This window comes from Bacillus cereus group sp. Bc061 (assembly GCF_027715825.1).
In the GTDB taxonomy this organism is placed as follows: domain Bacteria; phylum Bacillota; class Bacilli; order Bacillales; family Bacillaceae_G; genus Bacillus_A; species Bacillus_A paranthracis.
Window position 1 is genome coordinate 24,621 of the sequence record NZ_JAQFTZ010000012.1, and the last position, 20,379, is coordinate 44,999.

Here is a 20,379-nt window from a genome sequence, read left to right on the forward strand (position 1 = left end):
TATAACTTTATTTTCGATAAAATGCGACAATTCTAACTTCTGTTATACCCTATATAAAATAAAAAAAGTCTAGCGTACTTACCACTAGACTATCTTTGTTTTAAATATTGACCACGAAACACTTGCATCGTCTCATCCTGGTTTAACATCGTTAACTCTTCTTCTGAAAACTTACCATTTCCTATCTTAACTACATATACATTTACTTTTTTCTTACCCCATTGGCTATAAACATCTTTCACTGTATCATAGTACAAATCAAGACGGTTTCCTTTTATTGCACCGCCCTTATCAGCTACTACACCATACCCATAACCTGGTACGAATAAGATTGTTCCAATTGGGAATACGCGTAAGTCCGCTGCAATTGTGGAATATAAATCCCGTTTCGCCTTAACACCTGAATATGTAATACCATACTCCGGATGTCCCGGCCTCTTACCAGTTGACTCAATTCCCGACGTATAACCTGTTGCAGTCATTTCAATTGAACGATATTTAGACCAGTCGTTTGCCTGCTCTAAAGCATTTATCACTTCTTTACTCGGAGCAACATTTCTTTTAACTTCTGCTGCATGTACTTCTTTTGCACTCGTTCCCTCATATTTCTTTACAATCTCTAATAAAGAAACTCCTGTGAAAGCATTCCATGTTACGCATAATGCAATTGCAAGTAAACAAGTCATCATAATGCGAATACAATATCGTTTTAACATTTTTATATGCCACACTCCTTCATCGTTAATCATTCCCTATACGATGAAAGAATATGCAAAAAAATAATCTCCAATTGCATTGGAGATTAAAACATTTGATATCCGCTTTTCCGAAGTTTCTTAATAACGATTCCCGCTAAAGCAGCACCAATCAATCCAGTAGATAAAATAAACACATCTGCTTGTCCTAAATGCGATACACTTGTCCCAAATGAAGAGAATGTTTCTTTTGGCTTTGAAAAATAATCCCACATACTCGCCTTATTAATAATAAGCATACAAACAATCGGATATACAATAACCATTACCCATGTCGCTCGCAATATCATGTTGAGTAAAAATCCAATTCCAAAAAACAAAATGAAAAATAACATCATTGAAATAAGTAATACCGGTATACTCACTCTTTCTCCCTCTCCTTTGTATGTGCCGTAAATACGTGATAGGCTGTATAACCAAACTGCTCTCCTGGATTTAATGTTTTGTCCATTTCAAGATGTAATTCTGATTGTCTTTCTAACAAATATGTAATAAGTACAGACGTATTTGGATCGTCCGCAATCGTATCTGGATGTAGAAACGCTACTTCAGACAATTCCTTCTCCTGTACAATAATCTCTTCCCCTTCAGGCTCCAAAAGGAAAATAATCATATTATCACTAATCTCATTGCGAATTACGCCCGATCTAACACCAATGATCCCCTTTACATGAGCGACAATACCTGTCTCTTCTAACACTTCACGTTTCACAGCTTCATCAACGGTCTCACCTTCATTTACAAAACCAGCCGGTAAAGACCATTTCCCCTTTAACCCACTGTATTTCTTCTTAACGAATAACCACCTGCCATCTTTTGTAGCTACTAGGCCACTGACAGCTAACCATACTTTTCCTCGCTTCTCCATGATGTCATACCCTCCTCTATTAGAACGGACAGAATATTCTTTCTTTTTTATATATTATACTATATTTTTTAAATGAAAAAAGCAGAAACAGCTCTTAGCCGTTTCTGCTTTTTCTACTATATATTAAAAGAACTTTAATTTACCTTTTTTAAGAACTAATAAAGGTCCACCTAATAAGAATAGGTAACGGTTATCGATCACTTTCTTCATGAAGGAAGCTTTCCAACCTGTTAACTTTTTGCCCATAACAACGCCCATTGCATCGTCATGACCTAAAGAACATACAGATCCTTTATTATCGAATACGAATTTCTTCATTTCGCCTTTACCACGAACTAACACAGTTAAGTTGTGCGCAATGTTGTAACCTTGTTGAATTGCGATTTGTGCTGTTGGTGGGTATGGACGGTTAATTTCTTCGTTAATGATTAACGCTGCGTCACCAACCATGAATACATCTTCGTATCCTGGAGCGTGCATGTACTCATCAACTTTTACACGTCCGCGCATTGCTTCAAAGCCAGACTCTTCCACAATACCGTTACCACGAACACCTGCAGCCCAAACTACTGTTTCAGACTTAATTAATTCAGTATCATCACCGTTCGCAACGATAATACCTTCTTCAGTTGCTTCTTTAATTGCTGTACCGATGCGGAATTCTACACCTTTTTTCTCAAGTTGTTTCACAGCGTATTCTACTAATGCTGGATCGAAACCTGGAAGTGCTGTTGGAGCAGCTTCTACACAGATAATACGTGCTTTTTCACGTGGTACATTGTACTGTTTGCAAAGTTCAGGAACACGGTTTGCAAGCTCACCTGCGTACTCGATACCAGTAAATCCAGCACCACCAACAACGATTGTTACTAACTCATCGCGCTTTTCATCTGCATATTTAGCGAAGCTAGCTTCCATATGCTCACGAATTTGACGAGTTGCATTAATGTTAGCGATTGAGAATGCATGCTCTTTTAATCCTGTAATTCCGAATGTTTCTGATTCGAAACCAAGACCGATTACTAAGTAGTCATATTCTAACTCGCCGTCTTTTAAGATAATGCGTTTTTCAGCTGCTTTAATTTCTACTACTGTATCTTGTACAAAGTTCACTTTATTTGTATCAATAACGTCTTGAATATCTAGACAGATTTTTTCATCTTGTAATGTACCAGCTGCGCTCTCGTGTAACCAAGTCGCTTGGTAGTGATAGCTGTTGTTGTTTACTAACGTAATTTCAGCTTCATTTACAGATAATGCTTTTTGCAGACGAACAGTCGTAATCATCCCGCCATAACCTGCACCTAAAACTACGATTTTTGGAGTCTTCACCAAATCACAACCCTTTTCTTTATATAATAGTAATGAAAAATAATACCAAGTACTAAAAACTCTATTTGTCAAGAATGTGGAATTTATCACATTCTATATCATAACAAAACACAGTCAAAAAATCGTACGAATTTTGTCATAGAAATTTAACATAATACTTCCCTATATTAGTCGGTTTTATTCCAGAATTCAAGCGTCTGGAGAATTATCAATATTTTAAAATAACATAGCGTTTTCAAGGGTTTTTCAGCCTTTTTTTCATGTATTTTCCTTTCTGTATATTTTATACAATGTAAAAAACATCTATGCGAAAACTTACACACAATTCAGTCGTTTTCAGAAGTATTATGCACTCAAATATGCTATCATTTATTTGAAAGTATCATCATTTGCAGGATTTTCGTGTACATATGAACAATATATGAAATCAATATCAAAATTCCATCTATAGGGGGAATGAAAGTGGCAGAAAATCAAAAAGTTTACGACATAACAATTATTGGTGGTGGGCCAACAGGACTATTCACAGCATTTTATGGTGGTATGAGACAAGCAAGTGTAAAAATTATTGAAAGCTTACCTCAGCTTGGAGGACAATTATCCGCGCTCTATCCTGAAAAATACATTTATGATGTAGCCGGATTCCCGAAAGTGCGCGCACAAGAATTAGTTGATAACTTAAAAGAGCAAATGAAGAAATTTGATCCAACCGTTTGTTTAGAAGAAGCTGTTGATACGCTTGAGAAACAAGCTGACGGTATATTTAAACTTGTTACGAATAAGCAAACTCACTATTCTAAATCAGTAATTATTACTGCTGGCAATGGTGCTTTCCAACCACGCCGCTTAGAATTAGAAGGAACAGCAAAGTATGAAAAGAAAAACTTACATTATTTCGTTGATGATATGAATAAATTTGCTGGTAAGCGCGTCGTAGTATTTGGCGGCGGCGATTCAGCTGTTGATTGGACAATGATGTTAGAGCCAATCGCCGACAAAGTTACAATCGTTCATCGTCGTGATAAATTCCGTGCGCATGAACATAGCGTAGAAAGCTTAATGAACTCTCGTGCAGAAGTAAGCACACCATACGTTCCAGTAGAACTCATTGGTGATGACAAAATTGAACAAGTCGTTCTTCAGCATGTAAAAACGGAAGAAAAAATTATCATCGATGTTGATGATGTAATCGTAAACTACGGCTTCGTTTCTTCTCTTGGCCCAATTAAAAACTGGGGCTTAGATATACAAAAAAACAGCATTCTCGTGAACTCGAAAATGGAAACAAATATTCCTGGTATTTACGCTGCTGGTGACATTTGTACATATGAAGGAAAAGTAAAACTCATTGCTTGCGGCTTCGGTGAAGCACCAACAGCAGTAAACAATGCGAAAGCTTACTTCGATCCAAACGCAAAACTTCAACCGATGCACAGCTCAAGTATGTTTTAATATAGAAATGAAAAGAACTCCCTTTATGCGAAGGAGTTCTTTTTTTATTACGCTATCGTCCCCTTCCAAAATATGTTACAATAAATAAGAACAAACGTTCTATTCAATAAGGGGGATATTTAAAAATGAAAGAACCTACTATCGTAAAAAAAGAAGCTTTCCAAGCAATCGGTGTTTCGGTTACGACGACAAATAAAATAGAGGCATCTACTGAAGGAAAAATTCCAGGGCTTTGGAACCAATACTTTCAAGAACAAATGATGCATCACATTCCAAATCAACAAACGAAAGAAACATTCGCTTTCTATTCAAATTACGAATCAGATGAAACGGGTACATATAAATACACAATTGGCATGCCTGTTTCTTCATTAGAAGACGTTCCTGCAAATATGACAACTTTAACAATACCTGCCGCTACGTATGCGGTATTTACAACGAGAAAGGGACCAATTGCTGAAGTCGTTTGCGAGGCTTGGGAATATATTTGGAAATGGTCAAAGGAAAACAAACGTGCTTTTACAACAGACTTTGAGCTTTATGATGAAAGAGCGTTAGATCCAACTAACGTACAATTAGATATTTATATTGCATTAGCCTAAACGACAAAAAAGAAGATACCAAATGGTATCTTCTTTTTTGTCGTTAAATAGCCACTGTGCAAATCCAACATAATTGTCTACAATGAGAAAGTGCAGTATAGAAATATTAGAAACTGTATAAAGTGAAACTATACTCAGTGGTGGGGGGGTATTCATCCCCCACCACTGAGTATTAGCCCTCACCAATCGGACGTTTACGGGCAGTTAGTCTCCCACCTAACTTCTTTGCTCGAGCCAAATTTTGAGGTGGGAGTTTTACTGCCCGTTAACGCGGGATAAAGTGATTGTTAACAAGTTTTTTAGTTTAAATTTGTCGCATAGAAAGGAAGCAATATGGAGGAACTACAACAAAATAAATCTGCTTTAGAAGGAAGCGGAAAACCGTTATTAAAAAATACGAATTTCCTTTTTCTTTGGGCAGCTACTCTTTTTTCAAGTTTCGCTTTAGCCTTTTTTACTTTTTCACAAACGTGGTACATAGCAAAAACATTAAACCTTGAGGCATCACTCGGTGTTGTTTTCGTAGCTCTTAGTGTTCCAAGGCTTATTTTTATGATTATCGGCGGCGCTGTAGCTGATAAATTCCCGAAAAAAAACATTATGTTTTATTCTAATATTGTTCGTGCTATTCTCGTCGCAACTATCCTTACATGGTTCATCGTAGGTGATGTAACACTATATACATTTGCTTTATTCGCTTTATTCTTTGGACTTGCTGATGCTTTTTTCTGGTCAGCTGATGGATCTATCTTGCCTGAACTTGTAGAAAAAAGCCGTTTAACACAAGCAAACTCACTTACACAAATGACGAACCAAGCATCGGTTATTTTAGGACCTGTACTTGGCGGCATTCTTATTAAATTTACGAACTATGAAACGATTTTCTCGATTACAATTTTATTACTCATTGTCGCAGCTATACTCGTTCAAAAAATACAATTTACGATGCCAGAGCAGCAAAATACAGACAAAAGCATGTTCACTTCTATTAAAGAAGGAATTTTATATGTAAAGGAATCTCCATTCCTTTCAACTTTCCTTATTTGTAGCGCCTTTCTAAACTTATTTTTAATCGGTCCGATGCAAGTCGGTTTCCCGCTTTTCATTAAAAATGTTCTACACGGTGACTCACTTCAATTCAGTTACTTAGAAGCATCTGTAGGAGGCGGAATGGCAATAGGCGCAGTCATTGTCGGTTTAAAAAATATTAATCGTAGACGCGGTCTATTTTGCATTATCATGATGCTACTGTCTGGCGTATTCTTCTTATCCATCAACTTTAGCACTGTACTATGGCAAGCGTTATTAGCCGGCATGTTTTACGGTATTACAATCGCAATGGCTATCGTTCCGCTTATGGCGATGATTCAATCGACAGTGAAAGAAGAAATGATGGGACGTGTAATGAGTTTGCTTATGCTATCATCAATGGGCTTTATCCCGCTCTCTTATGCATTCACATCAATCGCGCTTGCAATAGGAATTCCAATCGTAACCGTTATGAAAAGTGGTGCAATCGCCGTTATCGTCTTCGTACTATTTGTAGCGATTCGTGTTCCAGTTGTAAGAAAGTTTGATTAACTACTTGGAGTCATGCATTTACGCATGGCTCCTTTTTAAACGGATCAAATAACGGTATCCCCTTACTTCTTCTCACAGCTGCCCCCCATTCTAATCCAACCTCTAAAAATAAATCCCGCACTGTACTATATAAAAGTGCCTTCACATTTTTACGGATTTCTCCGTATTTATACGCTCTCACAACACTTTTTACGCGCCAAATGAAATTTCCATACACTTCTTCATCAGCTAATATTTGCTCCAGTAAAACACCTTGCTCTAATAATCCGCTCTTTTTATAAGCAAGCTCCACCTTACTCCAAAATATATTAATCTTCTTCGGATTACTCGTCATCGGCAGAAGTGCATATATAAAAGGCTTCGGTATATCATGACGGCAATACGTCTCATCAAGCTCGTACGTTCCTTTTCTATTCTCTTTTATTTGTGGAATGTTTTTAGAAAGAATTGTTTCCCCCTCATATTTTTGCCCCATTCCACTACAGCCAGCTGCATCATTCTCACTTTCACATGCGGACATTTGCATACGGTCATCCATGCGGTCAATTGCAGATATAAGAAATACATATAAGTTCGCACTATACCCGCCGCGTTTATGTCTTTCTTTCGTTGCAACACGCTTTATAATTCCTAATTCCTCTAACTTTGCAATGGAGCGGCGTACTGTACGAATACTTTTTTCAACATTTGTCGCAATCGTCTCCATTAATGGACAAGCAACCCCCACTGTTTTCTGTTTCTCATTCACTGCATACTTTCCTAAAAAATGAATAATGGTAACATCTGTTTTATTCAATTGAAATCGGTAGCATTTCAAAATTTGTTTTTGATATGTATTAAACTCTTCTTTACTTCGAAATTCACTATATGGTTTCATTAAGTTATATAAGCTTCCCATTTTTATCACCTCATTTATAAGTAAGAGGGAGGAAGGGGATTTGGCGTGCTATTTAATATTTTTTTAATGGAGATGAAAATATGATCGTAATTAGCGCTTGTTTAGGTGGTATCGCTTGTCGGTATGATGGAAATGACAATCTCGTTTCAAAAATAGGGGATTTGCTGCAACAAGAAGAGACACTCCTCATTTGCCCCGAAGTATTAGGAGGATTGCCAACGCCTCGTCCCTCAGCTGAAATTATTGGCGGGAATGGCGATGACGTTTTGGATGGAAAAGCGAAAGTGATGACAAAAGACGGTGAAGATGTCACGGAAGCTTTTGTAAATGGTGCTTATAAAGCATTAGAACAAATGAAAGATTTGCGCCCAGAATATATTATTTTAAAAGAACGCAGTCCTTCTTGTGGTAGTTCCACAATTTATACAGGAGAATTTAACGGGAATAAACAAACTGGTTACGGGGTAACAACTGCCTTATTCAAAAGACATGGATTTACAGTCATTTCAGAAGATGATTTTGAAAATATAAAAAGGAATTGACCCTGTTCGTCAATTCCTTTTTTCTTTCTTATTTTGTACCTAATTTTTCTTTCACTTTCGCTGGAAGTTCATCTTTTTTCACTTCTTCCCAAGCTGTTACACCTTTTTTATCTGAGTGATATACACGTAGGAATGCATCTTTACGGAGATTTTTATGAGCTGTGAATTCTATTTCTTTTTCTTTTCCGTCTTTATCGAATCCTTTTAATTTATACTCAAAATATTTGTATGGCTCTCCGCTATCAGACTTCTCATTTTTTTCAATTCCATCAGCTGTGATTTGAACATAGTACTGATCTTTCCCCATACGGTTAATATCACAACCAACTAAAAGGCTTGCGAATACAACTAAAATACTAAACAGTGCAATATATCTTTTCATTTCCTTCACCTCATATGTTTTTTCTTATATTGTTATCTTAAAGCCCAAAGCTTAAAGAAGAAATTCAAAAACATGACATGAACATTACACTTTTGTAAGATAATAATTATTGCTTCACTTTAGAAACCGTCATGCCGTCACCAATTGGCATGAGTACAGATTCTAAATATAGATGAGTTGCTACTACTTCATTATAAAAAGCCTTAAGGGAAATGAATGAATCATCTCCCTTAAGGCTTTTTATCCTCTATCTCTTTACTGCCAATTTTTTATGTACCTATTACCGCCAATAACGTCTTTCACGCCACTTTCGCCACTTATCACGTAATTTCCTTATACCGTTTATTACACCTTCTATTATGCATTCTATTATAATATCTATCACAAGGTATCTTATACATCTAAAAATAGGACCTATAACGTACTTCAATATAAATTCAAAAATATTTTCCAGCATATATCCCCTCTTTCTACCCTTCAATTATAACTGGAAAAAAGAGAACTTTAAAAGAAGATCAAATAAATAATCATGCAAGATTTGACCAACTTAAAGCTACTTCAGCAGCTATTTTTTGTATCAACTAGCAATTTCGTTTTCAATATGTGAAAAGGGATTTCTAAATGATGAAGTGAATATATATTTATTGTTTTCTAGCTCTCAGGTTGTTTTTTTACATAAATTTAATTATATCCCAATTAAAGGTTTTGAGAGGAGAAATAATATGAATCCTATTTTATTAGATGTTCCGTTACAAATAGAAACAGATAGACTCATTCTTCGAGCGCCACTTCAAGCAGGTGAAGGGAATGTAGTACATAAAGCTATTAAAGATTCAATTCATGAATTAAAGCAATGGTTGTCTTTATTCCAGTCCATTCCTACTGTTGAAGAAACGGAAATTCTTCTGAGAAATGCCCATATAAATTTTTTGAACAGAGAAAGCTTTCGCTACCTTATCTACCATAAGAAGACGAATAATTTTATTGGAACAGCTAGCCTTCACCGAATTAATTGGAATGTTTCTAAATGTGAAATTGGATACTGGGTTAACACGCAATTTAGTGGCAGTGGATACATAACAGAAACAGTACGTGCGTTAACAAACCTTGGATTTCAGTTATTCAAATTTAGAAGGATTGAAATACGATGTGAATCTAATAACACGAAAAGTCGTGCGATTCCTGAAAAACTAGGCTTTGAACTTGAAGGGGTATTACGTAATGAAGATGTTTCAGCTGACGGCAAACAACTAACTGATACTTGCATCTATGCAAAGATAAATTAGTTTAAGATTTTAAAATTTGTTATACAAATATCTTAAGGCTCGTTTCTAAATTTAGAAGGCGGCTTTTTGATTTTTTACTGTAAAAGAAAAGACCTCCTTAACGATTGCACTCCATCGCTAAAAAGGTCTTTCTCTATTTCAACTAAAAACTTAGCACTCTTCTGGCTTACCAGCATTCGTCGCTGTACGGAAAGATGATCCACATCCGCATGATGCGATTGCGTTTGGATTATCAATTGTGAATCCGCCGCCAAGCATAGATTGTTTATAATCAATTTTTACTCCTTTAACAATCGGAGCACTTTCTTTATCGATAACAAATTCGACACCGAAAAACTCAAGAACTGTGTCGTCTTCTTTTGGTTCTACTTCAAATCCTAAGCCGTAAGAAAGACCACTACATCCGCCGCCGTGTACAGCAAGGCGCACGTACTTCTCTCCATCTTCAGCATCTTTTAACATATCTTTAATTTGAAAAGCTGCTTGTTCTGTTACTTCAATCATGAAATACACCATCCTTTCTGTTCTCGTTCTATTATACATCTTTACGCTTCTATCTTGTACTCATACACTCCGTGGCAAATTACTTCTGCTGGTCCTTTCATTAAAACGTTGCCTTCTTCTGTCCATGCAATCATTAAATCGCCACCAGCTAAATGAACTGTAATTTCCTTACCACGTTCCATTTTTCCATTTAAAATAGAGGCTACAACTGCAGCGCACGCCCCTGTTCCGCAAGCTTGTGTTACACCAGATCCACGTTCCCAAACGCGGAAGTTCATCTCTTCCTCATTCAAAATCTCAATGAATTCAACATTTACTCGTTCTGGGAACATTTCATGTGTCTCAAGAACTGGTCCAAGTGTTGTAAGAGGTGCTTGTTCTACATCATCCACAAAAATAACTGCATGCGGATTTCCCATTGAAACAGCTGTAAATGCATAACGATGGTTATTGTATAAGAAGTTTTCACGAATAAATGGTGTTTCACCTTCGCCAAGCATCGGTATTTCTGCACGCGTTAAACGCGGTGCTCCCATATCAATTTTCGCTAACGTAACTTTCCCTTCTTCTACCGTTACTTCAGCCGTTACAATGCCAGCTAACGTTTCAATTGTGAAAACTGTATCTTCTACTAGTTTATGCTCATACGCATATTTCGCTACGCAGCGTAGACCGTTACCACAGCTCTTTCCTTCTGATCCATCATTATTAAACATGCGCATTTTCACCGGCGCTACGTCAGACGGACAAATTAAAATCATTCCATCTGCTCCAATACCAGTATTAATATTTGAAACCTTTTCCGCCACAAGAGCTAAATCTTCTTCAGGAATTTGTTCTTCAAACATATTTACATATATATAACTATTGCCAAGACCATGCATTTTTGTAAAAGAAAATTGGCTCATTTGTATTCACTCCAAAAATAATTTGTTATTTCAAGTATAAAATGCACGCTTTTAGAACACAATATGAATGTCCCCCGTTTCTCATATTTGACAACATTTGGCGATGAGCCATTCTTGCGCAAATTGTGTAAGAAAAAAGCCCTTCTAAAAAGGGCCTTTTTTATTTATATACAATATTATCCTCCCCTGCGAAATAAAATTTTATCTAATAGAAAAAGAAAAAGGTGCTGCCGATTGCAACACCTTAAAACATTGGATTTTCATCCAAATACTCATATACATTATTAACAAGTTCTTCTACTGTAGCCCCTTGTACCACTTCACCATTTACAAGAGCAAACGGTCCTTCAAAACAAATACCACAATATCCTAAACAACCATACTCCATTACATCTAAATTCGGATCTTTTTCTAATTTCTCTAAAGCGGCTTGTGAACCACTCGCAAGGTTACCTACACAAAATTCAATTAATGGTTTAATCAAAATTCTCCCCCCCTGTACTACAAAACAAATTACTTTCTGACTTCATCTATAAGAAAAAAACTAAGCTGTTTCTTGTTGTTTTCATTACACCTTCTAAACTATTTAGTTACTTCATTATTTCACTTCAAAATAGATGATTCCTTCTATATAACATGCTATTTACGATGAAATGGTAACTAAATAATGCAGATCGTTTACTCTACTTTTCTTCTTATTGTACAACAGAGTATTCATTCATGCATTGTTATTTGTTCACAAATTCGATATAATTTGATTGAGTAAAGTCAAAATATTTTATTAATATAAAATTTTATGATTAGGGGATATTTCAACAGAAAAGGGGTAATCCATCATGAAACACCTCGTAATATTAGGTGGTGGCTACGGTGGAATGAGAATTCTGCAACGGCTACTTCCAAGCAACCAACTTCCGGATGATGTACAAGTGACATTAATCGACAAAGTACCATATCATTGCTTCAAAACTGAATATTATGCATTAGTTGCGGGTACTATTTCAGAAACGCATATTCGTATACCGTTTCCTGAACACCCACGCCTCAATATTCAATACGGCACAGTAACAAATATTGATCTCGAAGAAAAAGCTGTTCATCTCGATGGCGGCGAAGCAATCCAATATGATGATTTAATTATTGGACTTGGCTGTGAGGATAAATACCATAACGTTCCTGGGGCGAAGGAATATACACATAGCCTACAATCGATTGAACAAACACGTAAGACATATGAACAATTAAATAGTCTAGAACCAAATGCAACGGTAGCTGTCGTTGGTGCTGGATTAAGTGGCGTTGAAGTTGCAAGTGAACTTCGCGAAAGCCGTTCTGATTTAAAAATTTACTTATTTGATCGAAAAGATAGAATTTTATTCCCATATCCAGAGAAATTAAGTAGATATGTAGAAGAATGGTTCGTAAAACATAAAGTTACTATTATACGAAACTCTAACATTACAAAAGTAGAGCCAAATATTGTGTACAACCACGATGAACCACTTGAATGTGATGCAATCGTCTGGACAGCTGGTATTCAAGCAAATGAAGTTGTTCGAAACCTTCCAGTTGAACAAGATGGTAGCGGACGGGTTGTTTTAACAAAATATCACAATATTCCAAATAACGAGCACGTATATGTTGTAGGAGATTGTGCAGCACTTCCACACGCACCATCTGCACAACTTGCTGAAGGTCAAGGGGAACAAATTGTCCAAATATTATTAAAACGTTGGCATAATGAACCACTTCCTGACGAACTACCTGTCATTAAATTAAAAGGTGTTCTCGGCTCTCTTGGTAAGAAGCATGGCTTTGGTTTGCTAGCAAACCAACCATTAATGGGACGTGTACCAAGGTTACTAAAATCCGGTATCCTCTGGATGTACAAATATCATAACGGTTAATACTTTACAGGCTGTCTCCTAATTAGGCAGCCTCTCTTATTCGTTAAAATATAATTATCAGACACATCTTTCTCAATATGAATCATGATTTATTTTTCATTTTCATATTAAAAACTACCAATAAACAGTGTATGCTATTGATAAGTTGTTTTATTTCCTTTAAGGCCGAATTCATTCGGTCTTATTTTTTGTGTTGTAAATACTTTTACAGGAGGCATTTCATTTCACTTATGAACGTAACGAAACTAAATGATCGCATAGAAGCGAAGAAGAAAGAATTGATCTATCTCGTTGAAAAGTACGGATTCACTCATCATAAAGTAATTTCTTTCAGCCAAGAATTAGATCGTTTACTTAACTTATTAATAGAAATCAAGACGAAGAAAAAACGTTACTCTTTATAACCGTTACCTTCTCTTTTTTGATACGATAGAACTAGAATCAGAAAGGAGCCATCTATGTTTATATTAAAAGACGTTACATATAAAGATATACTGCACATTCCTTATTTACAGATTCAAAAAGAAAAAATCACATGTATTATCGGCGAGAGTGGGAGCGGAAAAAGCACATTGCTCCGTATGTTAAATGATCTACAATCTCCAACATCTGGAACAATTGAATATAACGGAAAGCTAATTTCTGATTATCCCCCTATTCAATTACGACGTGACGTAGTCATGCTTGGGCAAACGCCACCTATTTTCGATGGAACCATTAAAGACAATCTATTAATGGGACTTCGTCTTTCTGAAAAGCCATTTCCAAATGATGCTGCCTTGCGAAGTGCATTAACGACTGTTAGCTTGGAAAAAAATTTAGAAGACAACGCTGATTCATTATCAGGTGGCGAAAAACAACGACTTGCTTTTGCACGTATCGTACTTATGGATCCACCTGTCTATTTATTAGATGAACCAACTTCGGCGTTAGATAGCGATACAGAACGACGCGTTATGAAGCAATTCACTATGCTAGCAAAAGAAAAGAAAAAAACAGTCATCTTCATCACACACTCACAACAGCTTCCAGAAGAAATTGCAGACGATATTATTGAGATTAGTAAAGCAAACGGTGCAACTAGAAAGGAAGTGCTCTCAGTTGAAGGGCGTGATTGAACTCCAAATTTGGCAACTTGCCGCTGCATATATTTTCATTCTTATTTTAATCGGGCTCGTGAAATTAAAAGGGATACCTCGCGAAAAACAAATCGCGCTCGCAACGTTCCGTATGACGATTCAGCTCGTACTCGTTGCATATGTCCTTACATACGTATTTGAAAATAGTAATCCATTTTATACAATTGCTCTTATTACTTCTATTACTACCTTTGCAATTTTTAATATTTATAAACGAGTGAATATCCCAATGTCTAAAGAATTAAAACGAGTAGCCGCCCTTTCCATGGTAGCCGGATCAATTGGGCCACTTCTACTATTTATCTTTGTTATTATCGGACATGATCCGTGGTACGCCCCGCAATATATCGTTCCGATTACCGGAATGTTAGTTGGGAATGCAATGACAGGTGTTTCTCTCGGTGCAAATACGTTCTTAAACAATATGAAATCGCAAAGAGGTCAAATCGAGGGGGCACTTATGCTCGGCGCCACACCGAAAGAAGCCGCTGCTCCGCTCATACGCGACGCTTTTGACTCCGCTATTTTACCAACGATCAATTCTATGGTCGGAATGGGAATTATAAGCTTACCGGGCATGATGACTGGTCAAATCTTATCTGGTGTATCACCATTTACAGCTATTCAATATCAAATCGCAATTATACTCGGTATTTCAGGAAGTACCGCTTTTGCTGTCATTATCTTTTTACAGCTTGGATATAAAACATTCTTTAATAAGAGGTGTCAGTTGAAGGATATTGACTATGGTGGACGGTAATCTAGCTTTTTGCTCGGTAAATGATGCCCCTTTCTCGGTGAGTGAAATTATATCGACGATTTTTCGAATATATCTATCATAACTCAAAATATATCAACGATTTTTGAAATATATCGACGATTCGACAAGGAATATCGACTTACCGACAAAAAATGACATAATAAAAAGAAGAGGCCTATACGCCTCCTCTTTTTATTTACTTACGCCTTCTTCACGAATTGTGATTTTAACTTCATAGCTCCGAAACCGTCGATTTTGCAATCAATATCGTGATCGCCATCAACTAGACGGATACTCTTTACTTTCGTACCGATCTTCACAACTGAAGAAGTTCCTTTTACTTTTAAATCTTTAATGACAGTAACAGCATCGCCGTCTTGAAGAACGTTTCCGTTCGCATCTTTTACAACTTTTGCACCATCATTATTTTCAGCTTCTGCTTCTTGGCCCCACTCATGAGCACACTCAGGACATACGAAAAGAACGCCATCCTCATACGTATATTCTGAATTACATTTTGGACAATTTGGTAAAGTAGCCATAAATTCATTTCCTCCGTTCATTATTTATACGTAAAAATCAAAATTGATGTTTACATCTCGATAAATAAAATTTGTATAGCATTTCTATATAGTGCCATAGTCTCACGTTATTGACAAGCCTACCTCAAATTCTCATTTTTTATTGTATTTTACAAAATTTCAATTCGTATGGTGTTTCCAAGTAAAAAAGAAGAACCTTCACAAGATTCCCCTTTTCAAAATGAACGAGTTCTCACTAGAACCCCCAACCATTTTCTTCAATGTAAAATTGATATTCTTCTAACTCTTCTTCACTTAACTTCTTATTATTTTCATGTACTTCTTGCCATTCAAAATAGTCTTCACTAAAATAAACAGCAAATTTAATTTTCACGTTCTTCTTCTCTGCATAATCATAACCAGTAAATTCTACTACATCATAATCTTGTTCTTTCTTCACAAACTTCCAAGTTGGATTATCCGTCATAATCTCTAAAGTCACACCTTCACTACTTGAACGAACGACATTTTTAATATTTGGCTCAGTTGGTAAAAGTGAGAGTCCGAACATAGCTCCACCAAACACGATTCCAACTATAACCTGGAAACCAACCATACCAGCAAAACTAGCGCCACCCTTTGATTGTAAGTAATAAGCCTTCTCATGATCTGGCATATCTTCTCCCTTATGTAATACACGAACAGCATGCTTATAATATAAACGGTTTCCTTGCCATCCAGTAAATATCATCGTTCCTAACTGAAGAACTAAACTACATGTTAAATAAATCCCATCTGGAATATCTATAAAAGGAGTTACAATGATACTAGGTACCGCTAATAACGTAAGTATAATAAACAACTTATACATTTTACGATAAGCTAACCAAAAAGTTGGGAAGAAAAAGGCTACCCAATTCCACGTATTCCCTTGCGCTGGATTTTCTACTTTGCCCCATTTAAAGTCATAATAAGCTGTATTCTTTTGAACAACTTTATGCAACTCTTGCGGGGAATTTGTTTCTTGTAAAACAGTGTCCTTCACGTACATCATCCTTTTCTTCTTTCTACATACATGTATTTTATAGAAAGAAAAAGAAGGAATCTAACAAAAAGTACATATATTTCATAAAAATGAACAGAAATCGAATATATTCCTACAATTTACCGTTTATTATTCCATTTTACTTTTAAATATATTAGAATACTTATGAATGATACGTTTAATACACTAAGTTAATTATTTTATATATTCACTAAAAAGGATGCATCAAAATCATTTTATACATCTTTTTTAGTGAATATATACTACTATTTTAAAACAAACATCTCGATTTAAGAGAACTCACAAATTAGCTTTCTACTATTTCAAACATATTTCCACTTACGCAACTAATGAATAATGCATTATTAACTTCCTCAATTGATACAATAAAATCTATTGCTACAACATTTTTAGGCAGTTTAATTATATCTTTTACCTCGCCACATGCAGCATCAAGTATTATCAATTCTAAATTTGAAGTTGCAATATAAATTTCTCGATCTTTATATAACAGAACCTCTGTAATATCATGTAGAGTCGTATTGTTCCAAATCACTTTACCTGTTTGAATATGAATACCACAAATTCTTCCTTCTCCTAAGGACAATACCATCATCTCTCCGATAAGAAATGGAGGCAATTCAATTTCAAAAGGCATATTTACTTCATATAACTTTTGAGCGCTCTTATGGTCATAACATTGTATTTGTTTACTTACCTCTTCATAATCATACTCAGTTCTTGTTAATAATATTTTTGATCCCTGTGATGCAATGTAAGAGTACTGTACCTCATCAAAGGCTTTTTCAAAAATTAAGTTACAACCTTCTTTTCCATATTCCCACTTTTGTAATGAATCTATTGCTACACATATAAAATGTTCATTAGTTAAAGTAACTGGTTCATTTGGATTACAATCTTCCATCATTTGTTTCCATCGTGTAGAAGCATCTAATAATTGAATGGCAATTGCAACGTTACTATATGCATCAACTTCCGCATCTTCATCCAAAGGATTCCCTGCTAACACATAGTAATCTGAGCCAAAATGGCATTGCAACTTCTCTCCTCCAACTCGGACATTCTTTTCCCATACTTTCACTCCACTTTCAAGCTCTAATAAAACATTGTAGCCTTCCTGTGTCATAACTAATAAACGTGGTAATTCTTCCTTCGTAGTTTTTACAACTTGTATAATATGCCCTTCTATTTCTAAATTCCATAGAAACTCCCCAGAACTTGATGAAATAGCGTACAATTTCGCAATATTTTCTCCAAATCTATTCGCATGCCAAATAATTGTGACATCATTCACAGTTATGCAATTACAATCTTCTACTAGTGGAAGATGACACTGCCAAACCTCTTCTTTCGTTTCACTATCGAGTTTACGAATTTCGTGGCTGTTTTCCTCCACATAAAAGATACTCTTCTCATTATGAGATAGTACCGGAGTAAATATCGGTTCAACCTCTACCCCCTTTAAATAATTCCAGTTTAATTCATACTTACCACTTGTAGAATGATATGTTCGGTACATAATTGCGTTATTTCTATTTACAAGTTCAGAAAGAAATGGCTCAATTTCTAAAATTCTATGATACGCATCTTTTATTCGGAAAGAATCAACTCCACTTATGTAAATCTGCTCTATCTCCTTTTTAAGAAACGAAAAGATTACTCGTAAAAATTGCTCGCTATCAACACTAGCTAACTTTTTTCCTCTCTGATTAATAATGAGAAAGTCCCCATCCTTCTTCTTAAACTCTACCTTTTTTTCATACCTATCTAAAAAAATCACAGCACCATCATCTTTAAAACATTCACCCCATGCGTCAAACAACTGACAAATCGGGTCGATTATGTCTGTTTTTTCTTGCAACACAATTCTATCATCTATACTAATTACTATTTCTCCGGCATTTTCTGTCGGCAGTTTATTTAGTTCGATTTGAAACTTTTTCATTATTTCCTCCCTCTATTGCTCGTTATTCAAACTAACTATAATATATGACATAAGATTCTTAAAACTATTATTTGAGGTGACCCAATATGAAGACTACAATTTGGACAGAAGATGATTATTTAAAACTAGCACCCATTAACGACGAACTAATCAAAAAAGCAGAAGAAGTACTGAACGTAAAGCTTCCGGAATCATACATAAACCTTCTAAAAGAACAAAATGGAGGAACACTGCGCCTTGATGCTCACCCTACTTCAGAGCCGAATTCTTGGGCAGACGATCACGTTAATGTTTCTGGCTTATATGGCATTTCTTTTGATGAAAATGAATCTAGTATTTTAGAGAGTCATTATTTAATTCAAGAATGGGAAATGCCTGAGAATCTCGTACTTTTATCTGGGGACGGACATACATGGATTGCATTAGACTATCGAAATGTAGCTGAAAATCCTCCAGTTATATTTATTGATAATGAAGTTGAGCAAATAATTGAATTAGCACCTAACTTTGAAAGTTTCTTACAAAACTTAACTACATATGAATATGACGAAGAGTAAACCTTATTCTAAAGCGGTACAAAATTCCATTGCAAATTTACATGCTGCTTTAAAACTGCTTGGATTTAAGAAAAAAAGACATACATTTTGCAAAGCTGAAAACGGATTTTATAAACTCATTAACATACAAAAAAGTCAATTTGGAGATGACTTCTATATACATATAGGAGTTCATCCTATCGGTCTCCCGCAGCTTATCACGGACCAATTACTAATTAAAGAAAACATCTCAATATTCGATTGCATTCTGCGAACGAGAATAGAGCCTATACATATGAAACAGAACCAGTTATTGCATAATGTTTCACATGAAACTATCGACATTCCGAATTATCTTTCTACTATTTTCGACTGGTTTCAAGTGTGGGCATCTTATGAGAATTTAGTAAAAATAAATATACATTCCGTTACTCCAGTACTAGCCGTCGTTCCAATATTACAGGAAAAAGCGTTTTTGCTTCTTACTTGTTTCTCTTTCTACAATTTAAAACAGTACGAGCAAGCTAATCACTACTTACAGCAATATTTGCAATGTGCTGTACATCTGAATACCGAGGAAAAAGAGCCCGTATTCTTTCACGAAGTTGACATGTATATGAAAAAACTAGTAGAAAACGCAATGTAACTTCACATTGTGCTTTCTGCTAGTGCTTTATCACACTTTTATATCCTTCTCCTACAACTCCCAAGTAATATTCATCTCTTTAAAAGATACTTTACTAACTTCTAACCCTTCACTATCATCCGTTCCAATCATTGCTACCTCATCTTTAGACAATATAATTTCCTCATTTTTACTTTGGATTTTTCTCTCATACACGATTTGTAAAAGCTCTATTTGTTCCTCTGTTAGCTCATACTCTTCTTCCAATCTTTCCATCGCTGATTCCTTATCAAGTAATGGCGTTTCTAATAAGAATCCGCCGTGCTCTTCCATCTCTTCAAATGAATCAATTGAATACGCACCGCTATCCTCAATCCAAAATGCAGTTGTAATAAAAGGAACTGTTTCACCTTCTACTTCTTCTAATACGTATTGAAGAGCTTCTTCTTTCGCAATATCTATCACTTCCGAAGGTGCTCCTTCAAAATAATTTGCCACATCAATCCACTCATCCATTCTCTCACTATTCACATCTTGAAGACATACGATCGTATAATCCGGATGAAACGTAATTGTCCCTCTTCCGCCTTGACTATCTTGCATACTATAGTTACATCCATCCCATGAACTTTCATGTAAAAAGTCCGGAGCATGCGCTACATTAATAGCATGAGCAATCGAATTTAAAACGCACCCTTTCCATAACTGTTCTCTATCTATATGTAATTTATATTTACTCATCGTCTTCCTCCACACACATATTTTTTCTA

At 35.7% G+C, this 20,379-nt stretch carries 24 protein-coding genes and 1 pseudogene; 11 read left to right on the top strand and 14 right to left on the bottom strand.

Features of this window, described 5'->3' with window-relative positions:
• Positions 1 to 89 precede the first annotated feature (89 nt).
• The 4 genes from PDQ40_RS24570 to PDQ40_RS24585 all read right to left on the bottom strand — a co-directional run bounded on the left by PDQ40_RS24570 (position 90) and on the right by PDQ40_RS24585 (position 2,955).
• On the bottom strand, positions 90 to 716 hold the full coding sequence (locus PDQ40_RS24570; RefSeq protein WP_000920101.1) for a 3D domain-containing protein: 627 nt from the start codon (positions 714 to 716) through the stop codon (positions 90 to 92).
• Positions 717 to 802: 86 nt separating this feature from the next.
• On the bottom strand, positions 803 to 1,120 hold the full coding sequence (locus PDQ40_RS24575; RefSeq protein WP_000027014.1) for a YuiB family protein: 318 nt from the start codon (positions 1,118 to 1,120) through the stop codon (positions 803 to 805).
• Positions 1,117 to 1,623, bottom strand: coding sequence for an NUDIX hydrolase (locus PDQ40_RS24580; RefSeq protein WP_000415311.1), 507 nt, complete (start codon positions 1,621 to 1,623; stop codon positions 1,117 to 1,119). Before PDQ40_RS24580 ends, PDQ40_RS24575 begins: the two co-directional genes overlap by 4 nt.
• Positions 1,624 to 1,746: 123 nt before the next feature.
• Positions 1,747 to 2,955, bottom strand: coding sequence for an NAD(P)/FAD-dependent oxidoreductase (locus PDQ40_RS24585; protein WP_214328411.1), 1,209 nt, complete (start codon positions 2,953 to 2,955; stop codon positions 1,747 to 1,749).
• Between the two features lie 462 nt (positions 2,956 to 3,417).
• Between PDQ40_RS24585 and PDQ40_RS24590 the strand changes: the two genes are divergently transcribed.
• From PDQ40_RS24590 to PDQ40_RS24600, 3 genes are all read left to right on the top strand, one after another.
• On the top strand, positions 3,418 to 4,407 hold the full coding sequence (locus tag PDQ40_RS24590) for an NAD(P)/FAD-dependent oxidoreductase (protein WP_000829779.1): 990 nt from the start codon (positions 3,418 to 3,420) through the stop codon (positions 4,405 to 4,407).
• Between the two features lie 125 nt (positions 4,408 to 4,532).
• Positions 4,533 to 5,009 carry a GyrI-like domain-containing protein gene (locus tag PDQ40_RS24595; RefSeq protein ID WP_000662718.1) on the top strand — a complete coding sequence of 159 codons (477 nt, stop codon included), beginning with the start codon at positions 4,533 to 4,535 and terminating at the stop codon, positions 5,007 to 5,009.
• 333 nt (positions 5,010 to 5,342) lie between these two features.
• Positions 5,343 to 6,590 carry an MFS transporter gene (locus tag PDQ40_RS24600; protein ID WP_000391922.1) on the top strand — a complete coding sequence of 416 codons (1,248 nt, stop codon included), beginning with the start codon at positions 5,343 to 5,345 and terminating at the stop codon, positions 6,588 to 6,590.
• Positions 6,591 to 6,600: 10 nt separating this feature from the next.
• Here the strand turns inward: PDQ40_RS24600 and PDQ40_RS24605 are convergent, their stop codons facing one another.
• Positions 6,601 to 7,488 carry a helix-turn-helix domain-containing protein gene (locus PDQ40_RS24605; protein ID WP_270691711.1) on the bottom strand — a complete coding sequence of 296 codons (888 nt, stop codon included), beginning with the start codon at positions 7,486 to 7,488 and terminating at the stop codon, positions 6,601 to 6,603.
• Between the two features lie 80 nt (positions 7,489 to 7,568).
• Between PDQ40_RS24605 and PDQ40_RS24610 the strand changes: the two genes are divergently transcribed.
• Complete coding sequence (locus PDQ40_RS24610; protein ID WP_000635515.1) at positions 7,569 to 8,030, top strand: DUF523 domain-containing protein; 462 nt, start codon at positions 7,569 to 7,571, stop codon at positions 8,028 to 8,030.
• A 28-nt stretch (positions 8,031 to 8,058) separates the two neighbouring features.
• On the opposite strand, the gene PDQ40_RS24615 is transcribed toward PDQ40_RS24610, so the two are convergent.
• Both PDQ40_RS24615 and PDQ40_RS28155 read right to left on the bottom strand, forming a co-directional pair.
• Positions 8,059 to 8,412 (bottom strand): YxeA family protein, encoded by a 354-nt coding sequence (locus PDQ40_RS24615; protein WP_000833136.1) that lies wholly within the window; start codon positions 8,410 to 8,412, stop codon positions 8,059 to 8,061.
• A 106-nt stretch (positions 8,413 to 8,518) separates the two neighbouring features.
• Positions 8,519 to 8,608, bottom strand: a pseudogene (locus tag PDQ40_RS28155) (methyltransferase); the annotation flags it as partial.
• Positions 8,609 to 9,134: 526 nt separating this feature from the next.
• On the opposite strand from PDQ40_RS28155, the gene PDQ40_RS24620 reads away from it, so the two are divergent.
• Positions 9,135 to 9,698 carry a GNAT family N-acetyltransferase gene (locus PDQ40_RS24620; RefSeq protein WP_001068205.1) on the top strand — a complete coding sequence of 188 codons (564 nt, stop codon included), beginning with the start codon at positions 9,135 to 9,137 and terminating at the stop codon, positions 9,696 to 9,698.
• Between the two features lie 150 nt (positions 9,699 to 9,848).
• Here PDQ40_RS24620 and PDQ40_RS24625 read toward each other — a convergent pair whose 3' ends face one another.
• The 3 genes from PDQ40_RS24625 to PDQ40_RS24635 form a co-directional block, all read right to left on the bottom strand.
• A complete protein-coding gene (locus PDQ40_RS24625; RefSeq protein ID WP_000573822.1) occupies positions 9,849 to 10,202 on the bottom strand; it encodes a HesB/IscA family protein in 354 nt (117 codons plus the stop codon).
• Between the two features lie 41 nt (positions 10,203 to 10,243).
• Complete coding sequence (gene dapF, locus PDQ40_RS24630) at positions 10,244 to 11,110, bottom strand: diaminopimelate epimerase (RefSeq protein ID WP_000077385.1); 867 nt, start codon at positions 11,108 to 11,110, stop codon at positions 10,244 to 10,246.
• A gap of 244 nt (positions 11,111 to 11,354) precedes the next feature.
• Positions 11,355 to 11,594, bottom strand: a complete 240-nt coding sequence (locus PDQ40_RS24635) for a YuzB family protein (RefSeq protein WP_000595026.1) — start codon at positions 11,592 to 11,594, stop codon at positions 11,355 to 11,357.
• 352 nt (positions 11,595 to 11,946) lie between these two features.
• Here PDQ40_RS24635 and PDQ40_RS24640 point away from each other — a divergent pair, with 352 nt between their 5' ends.
• From PDQ40_RS24640 to PDQ40_RS24655, 4 genes are all read left to right on the top strand, one after another.
• Positions 11,947 to 13,017, top strand: coding sequence for an NAD(P)/FAD-dependent oxidoreductase (locus PDQ40_RS24640; RefSeq protein WP_000682073.1), 1,071 nt, complete (start codon positions 11,947 to 11,949; stop codon positions 13,015 to 13,017).
• Positions 13,018 to 13,247: 230 nt separating this feature from the next.
• Positions 13,248 to 13,421 (top strand): aspartyl-phosphate phosphatase Spo0E family protein, encoded by a 174-nt coding sequence (locus tag PDQ40_RS24645; RefSeq protein ID WP_270691712.1) that lies wholly within the window; start codon positions 13,248 to 13,250, stop codon positions 13,419 to 13,421.
• Positions 13,422 to 13,475: 54 nt separating this feature from the next.
• Positions 13,476 to 14,135, top strand: coding sequence for an ABC transporter ATP-binding protein (locus PDQ40_RS24650; RefSeq protein WP_000470273.1), 660 nt, complete (start codon positions 13,476 to 13,478; stop codon positions 14,133 to 14,135).
• A complete protein-coding gene (locus tag PDQ40_RS24655) occupies positions 14,119 to 14,916 on the top strand; it encodes an ABC transporter permease (RefSeq protein WP_000679250.1) in 798 nt (265 codons plus the stop codon). The genes PDQ40_RS24650 and PDQ40_RS24655 overlap by 17 nt, the downstream gene beginning before the upstream one ends.
• A 200-nt stretch (positions 14,917 to 15,116) precedes the next feature.
• Here PDQ40_RS24655 and phnA read toward each other — a convergent pair whose 3' ends face one another.
• The 3 genes from phnA to PDQ40_RS24670 form a co-directional block, all read right to left on the bottom strand.
• Positions 15,117 to 15,458: an alkylphosphonate utilization operon protein PhnA gene (gene phnA / locus PDQ40_RS24660; RefSeq protein WP_000212737.1), complete on the bottom strand. Its 342-nt coding sequence runs from the start codon at positions 15,456 to 15,458 to the stop codon at positions 15,117 to 15,119.
• A gap of 235 nt (positions 15,459 to 15,693) precedes the next feature.
• On the bottom strand, positions 15,694 to 16,488 hold the full coding sequence (locus PDQ40_RS24665) for a DUF2628 domain-containing protein (RefSeq protein ID WP_270691720.1): 795 nt from the start codon (positions 16,486 to 16,488) through the stop codon (positions 15,694 to 15,696).
• Between the two features lie 301 nt (positions 16,489 to 16,789).
• Positions 16,790 to 18,448, bottom strand: coding sequence for an outer membrane protein assembly factor BamB family protein (locus PDQ40_RS24670; RefSeq protein ID WP_229143407.1), 1,659 nt, complete (start codon positions 18,446 to 18,448; stop codon positions 16,790 to 16,792).
• A gap of 86 nt (positions 18,449 to 18,534) precedes the next feature.
• Between PDQ40_RS24670 and PDQ40_RS24675 the strand changes: the two genes are divergently transcribed.
• Together PDQ40_RS24675 and PDQ40_RS24680 are read left to right on the top strand one after the other, a co-directional pair.
• Positions 18,535 to 19,005 (top strand): SMI1/KNR4 family protein, encoded by a 471-nt coding sequence (locus tag PDQ40_RS24675; protein ID WP_000858819.1) that lies wholly within the window; start codon positions 18,535 to 18,537, stop codon positions 19,003 to 19,005.
• Positions 18,992 to 19,630 carry a DUF4304 domain-containing protein gene (locus PDQ40_RS24680; protein WP_033671962.1) on the top strand — a complete coding sequence of 213 codons (639 nt, stop codon included), beginning with the start codon at positions 18,992 to 18,994 and terminating at the stop codon, positions 19,628 to 19,630. Before PDQ40_RS24675 ends, PDQ40_RS24680 begins: the two co-directional genes overlap by 14 nt.
• Positions 19,631 to 19,681: 51 nt before the next feature.
• On the opposite strand, the gene PDQ40_RS24685 is transcribed toward PDQ40_RS24680, so the two are convergent.
• Positions 19,682 to 20,350, bottom strand: a complete 669-nt coding sequence (locus PDQ40_RS24685) for a hypothetical protein (RefSeq protein WP_000049698.1) — start codon at positions 20,348 to 20,350, stop codon at positions 19,682 to 19,684.
• Positions 20,351 to 20,379: the final 29 nt, after the last annotated feature.

What these genes read in the sequence shown, in the direction of transcription:
- PDQ40_RS24640 (WP_000682073.1), top strand. Translation starts at nt 11,947, where the DNA reads ATGAAACACCTCGTAATATTAGGTGGTGGCTACGGTGGAATGAGAATT.
- PDQ40_RS24650 (WP_000470273.1), top strand. Translation starts at nt 13,476, where the DNA reads ATGTTTATATTAAAAGACGTTACATATAAAGATATACTGCACATTCCT.
- PDQ40_RS24625 (WP_000573822.1), bottom strand. Translation starts at nt 10,202, where the DNA reads ATGATTGAAGTAACAGAACAAGCAGCTTTTCAAATTAAAGATATGTTA.
- PDQ40_RS24570 (WP_000920101.1), bottom strand. Translation starts at nt 716, where the DNA reads ATGTTAAAACGATATTGTATTCGCATTATGATGACTTGTTTACTTGCA.
- PDQ40_RS24610 (WP_000635515.1), top strand. Translation starts at nt 7,569, where the DNA reads ATGATCGTAATTAGCGCTTGTTTAGGTGGTATCGCTTGTCGGTATGAT.
- PDQ40_RS24615 (WP_000833136.1), bottom strand. Translation starts at nt 8,412, where the DNA reads ATGAAAAGATATATTGCACTGTTTAGTATTTTAGTTGTATTCGCAAGC.
- PDQ40_RS24580 (WP_000415311.1), bottom strand. Translation starts at nt 1,623, where the DNA reads ATGGAGAAGCGAGGAAAAGTATGGTTAGCTGTCAGTGGCCTAGTAGCT.
- PDQ40_RS24605 (WP_270691711.1), bottom strand. Translation starts at nt 7,488, where the DNA reads ATGGGAAGCTTATATAACTTAATGAAACCATATAGTGAATTTCGAAGT.
- PDQ40_RS24680 (WP_033671962.1), top strand. Translation starts at nt 18,992, where the DNA reads ATGACGAAGAGTAAACCTTATTCTAAAGCGGTACAAAATTCCATTGCA.
- PDQ40_RS24665 (WP_270691720.1), bottom strand. Translation starts at nt 16,488, where the DNA reads ATGTACGTGAAGGACACTGTTTTACAAGAAACAAATTCCCCGCAAGAG.
- phnA (WP_000212737.1), bottom strand. Translation starts at nt 15,458, where the DNA reads ATGGCTACTTTACCAAATTGTCCAAAATGTAATTCAGAATATACGTAT.
- PDQ40_RS24675 (WP_000858819.1), top strand. Translation starts at nt 18,535, where the DNA reads ATGAAGACTACAATTTGGACAGAAGATGATTATTTAAAACTAGCACCC.
- PDQ40_RS24645 (WP_270691712.1), top strand. Translation starts at nt 13,248, where the DNA reads ATGAACGTAACGAAACTAAATGATCGCATAGAAGCGAAGAAGAAAGAA.
- PDQ40_RS24595 (WP_000662718.1), top strand. Translation starts at nt 4,533, where the DNA reads ATGAAAGAACCTACTATCGTAAAAAAAGAAGCTTTCCAAGCAATCGGT.
- PDQ40_RS24600 (WP_000391922.1), top strand. Translation starts at nt 5,343, where the DNA reads ATGGAGGAACTACAACAAAATAAATCTGCTTTAGAAGGAAGCGGAAAA.
- PDQ40_RS24685 (WP_000049698.1), bottom strand. Translation starts at nt 20,350, where the DNA reads ATGAGTAAATATAAATTACATATAGATAGAGAACAGTTATGGAAAGGG.
- PDQ40_RS24670 (WP_229143407.1), bottom strand. Translation starts at nt 18,448, where the DNA reads ATGAAAAAGTTTCAAATCGAACTAAATAAACTGCCGACAGAAAATGCC.
- PDQ40_RS24620 (WP_001068205.1), top strand. Translation starts at nt 9,135, where the DNA reads ATGAATCCTATTTTATTAGATGTTCCGTTACAAATAGAAACAGATAGA.
- dapF (WP_000077385.1), bottom strand. Translation starts at nt 11,110, where the DNA reads ATGAGCCAATTTTCTTTTACAAAAATGCATGGTCTTGGCAATAGTTAT.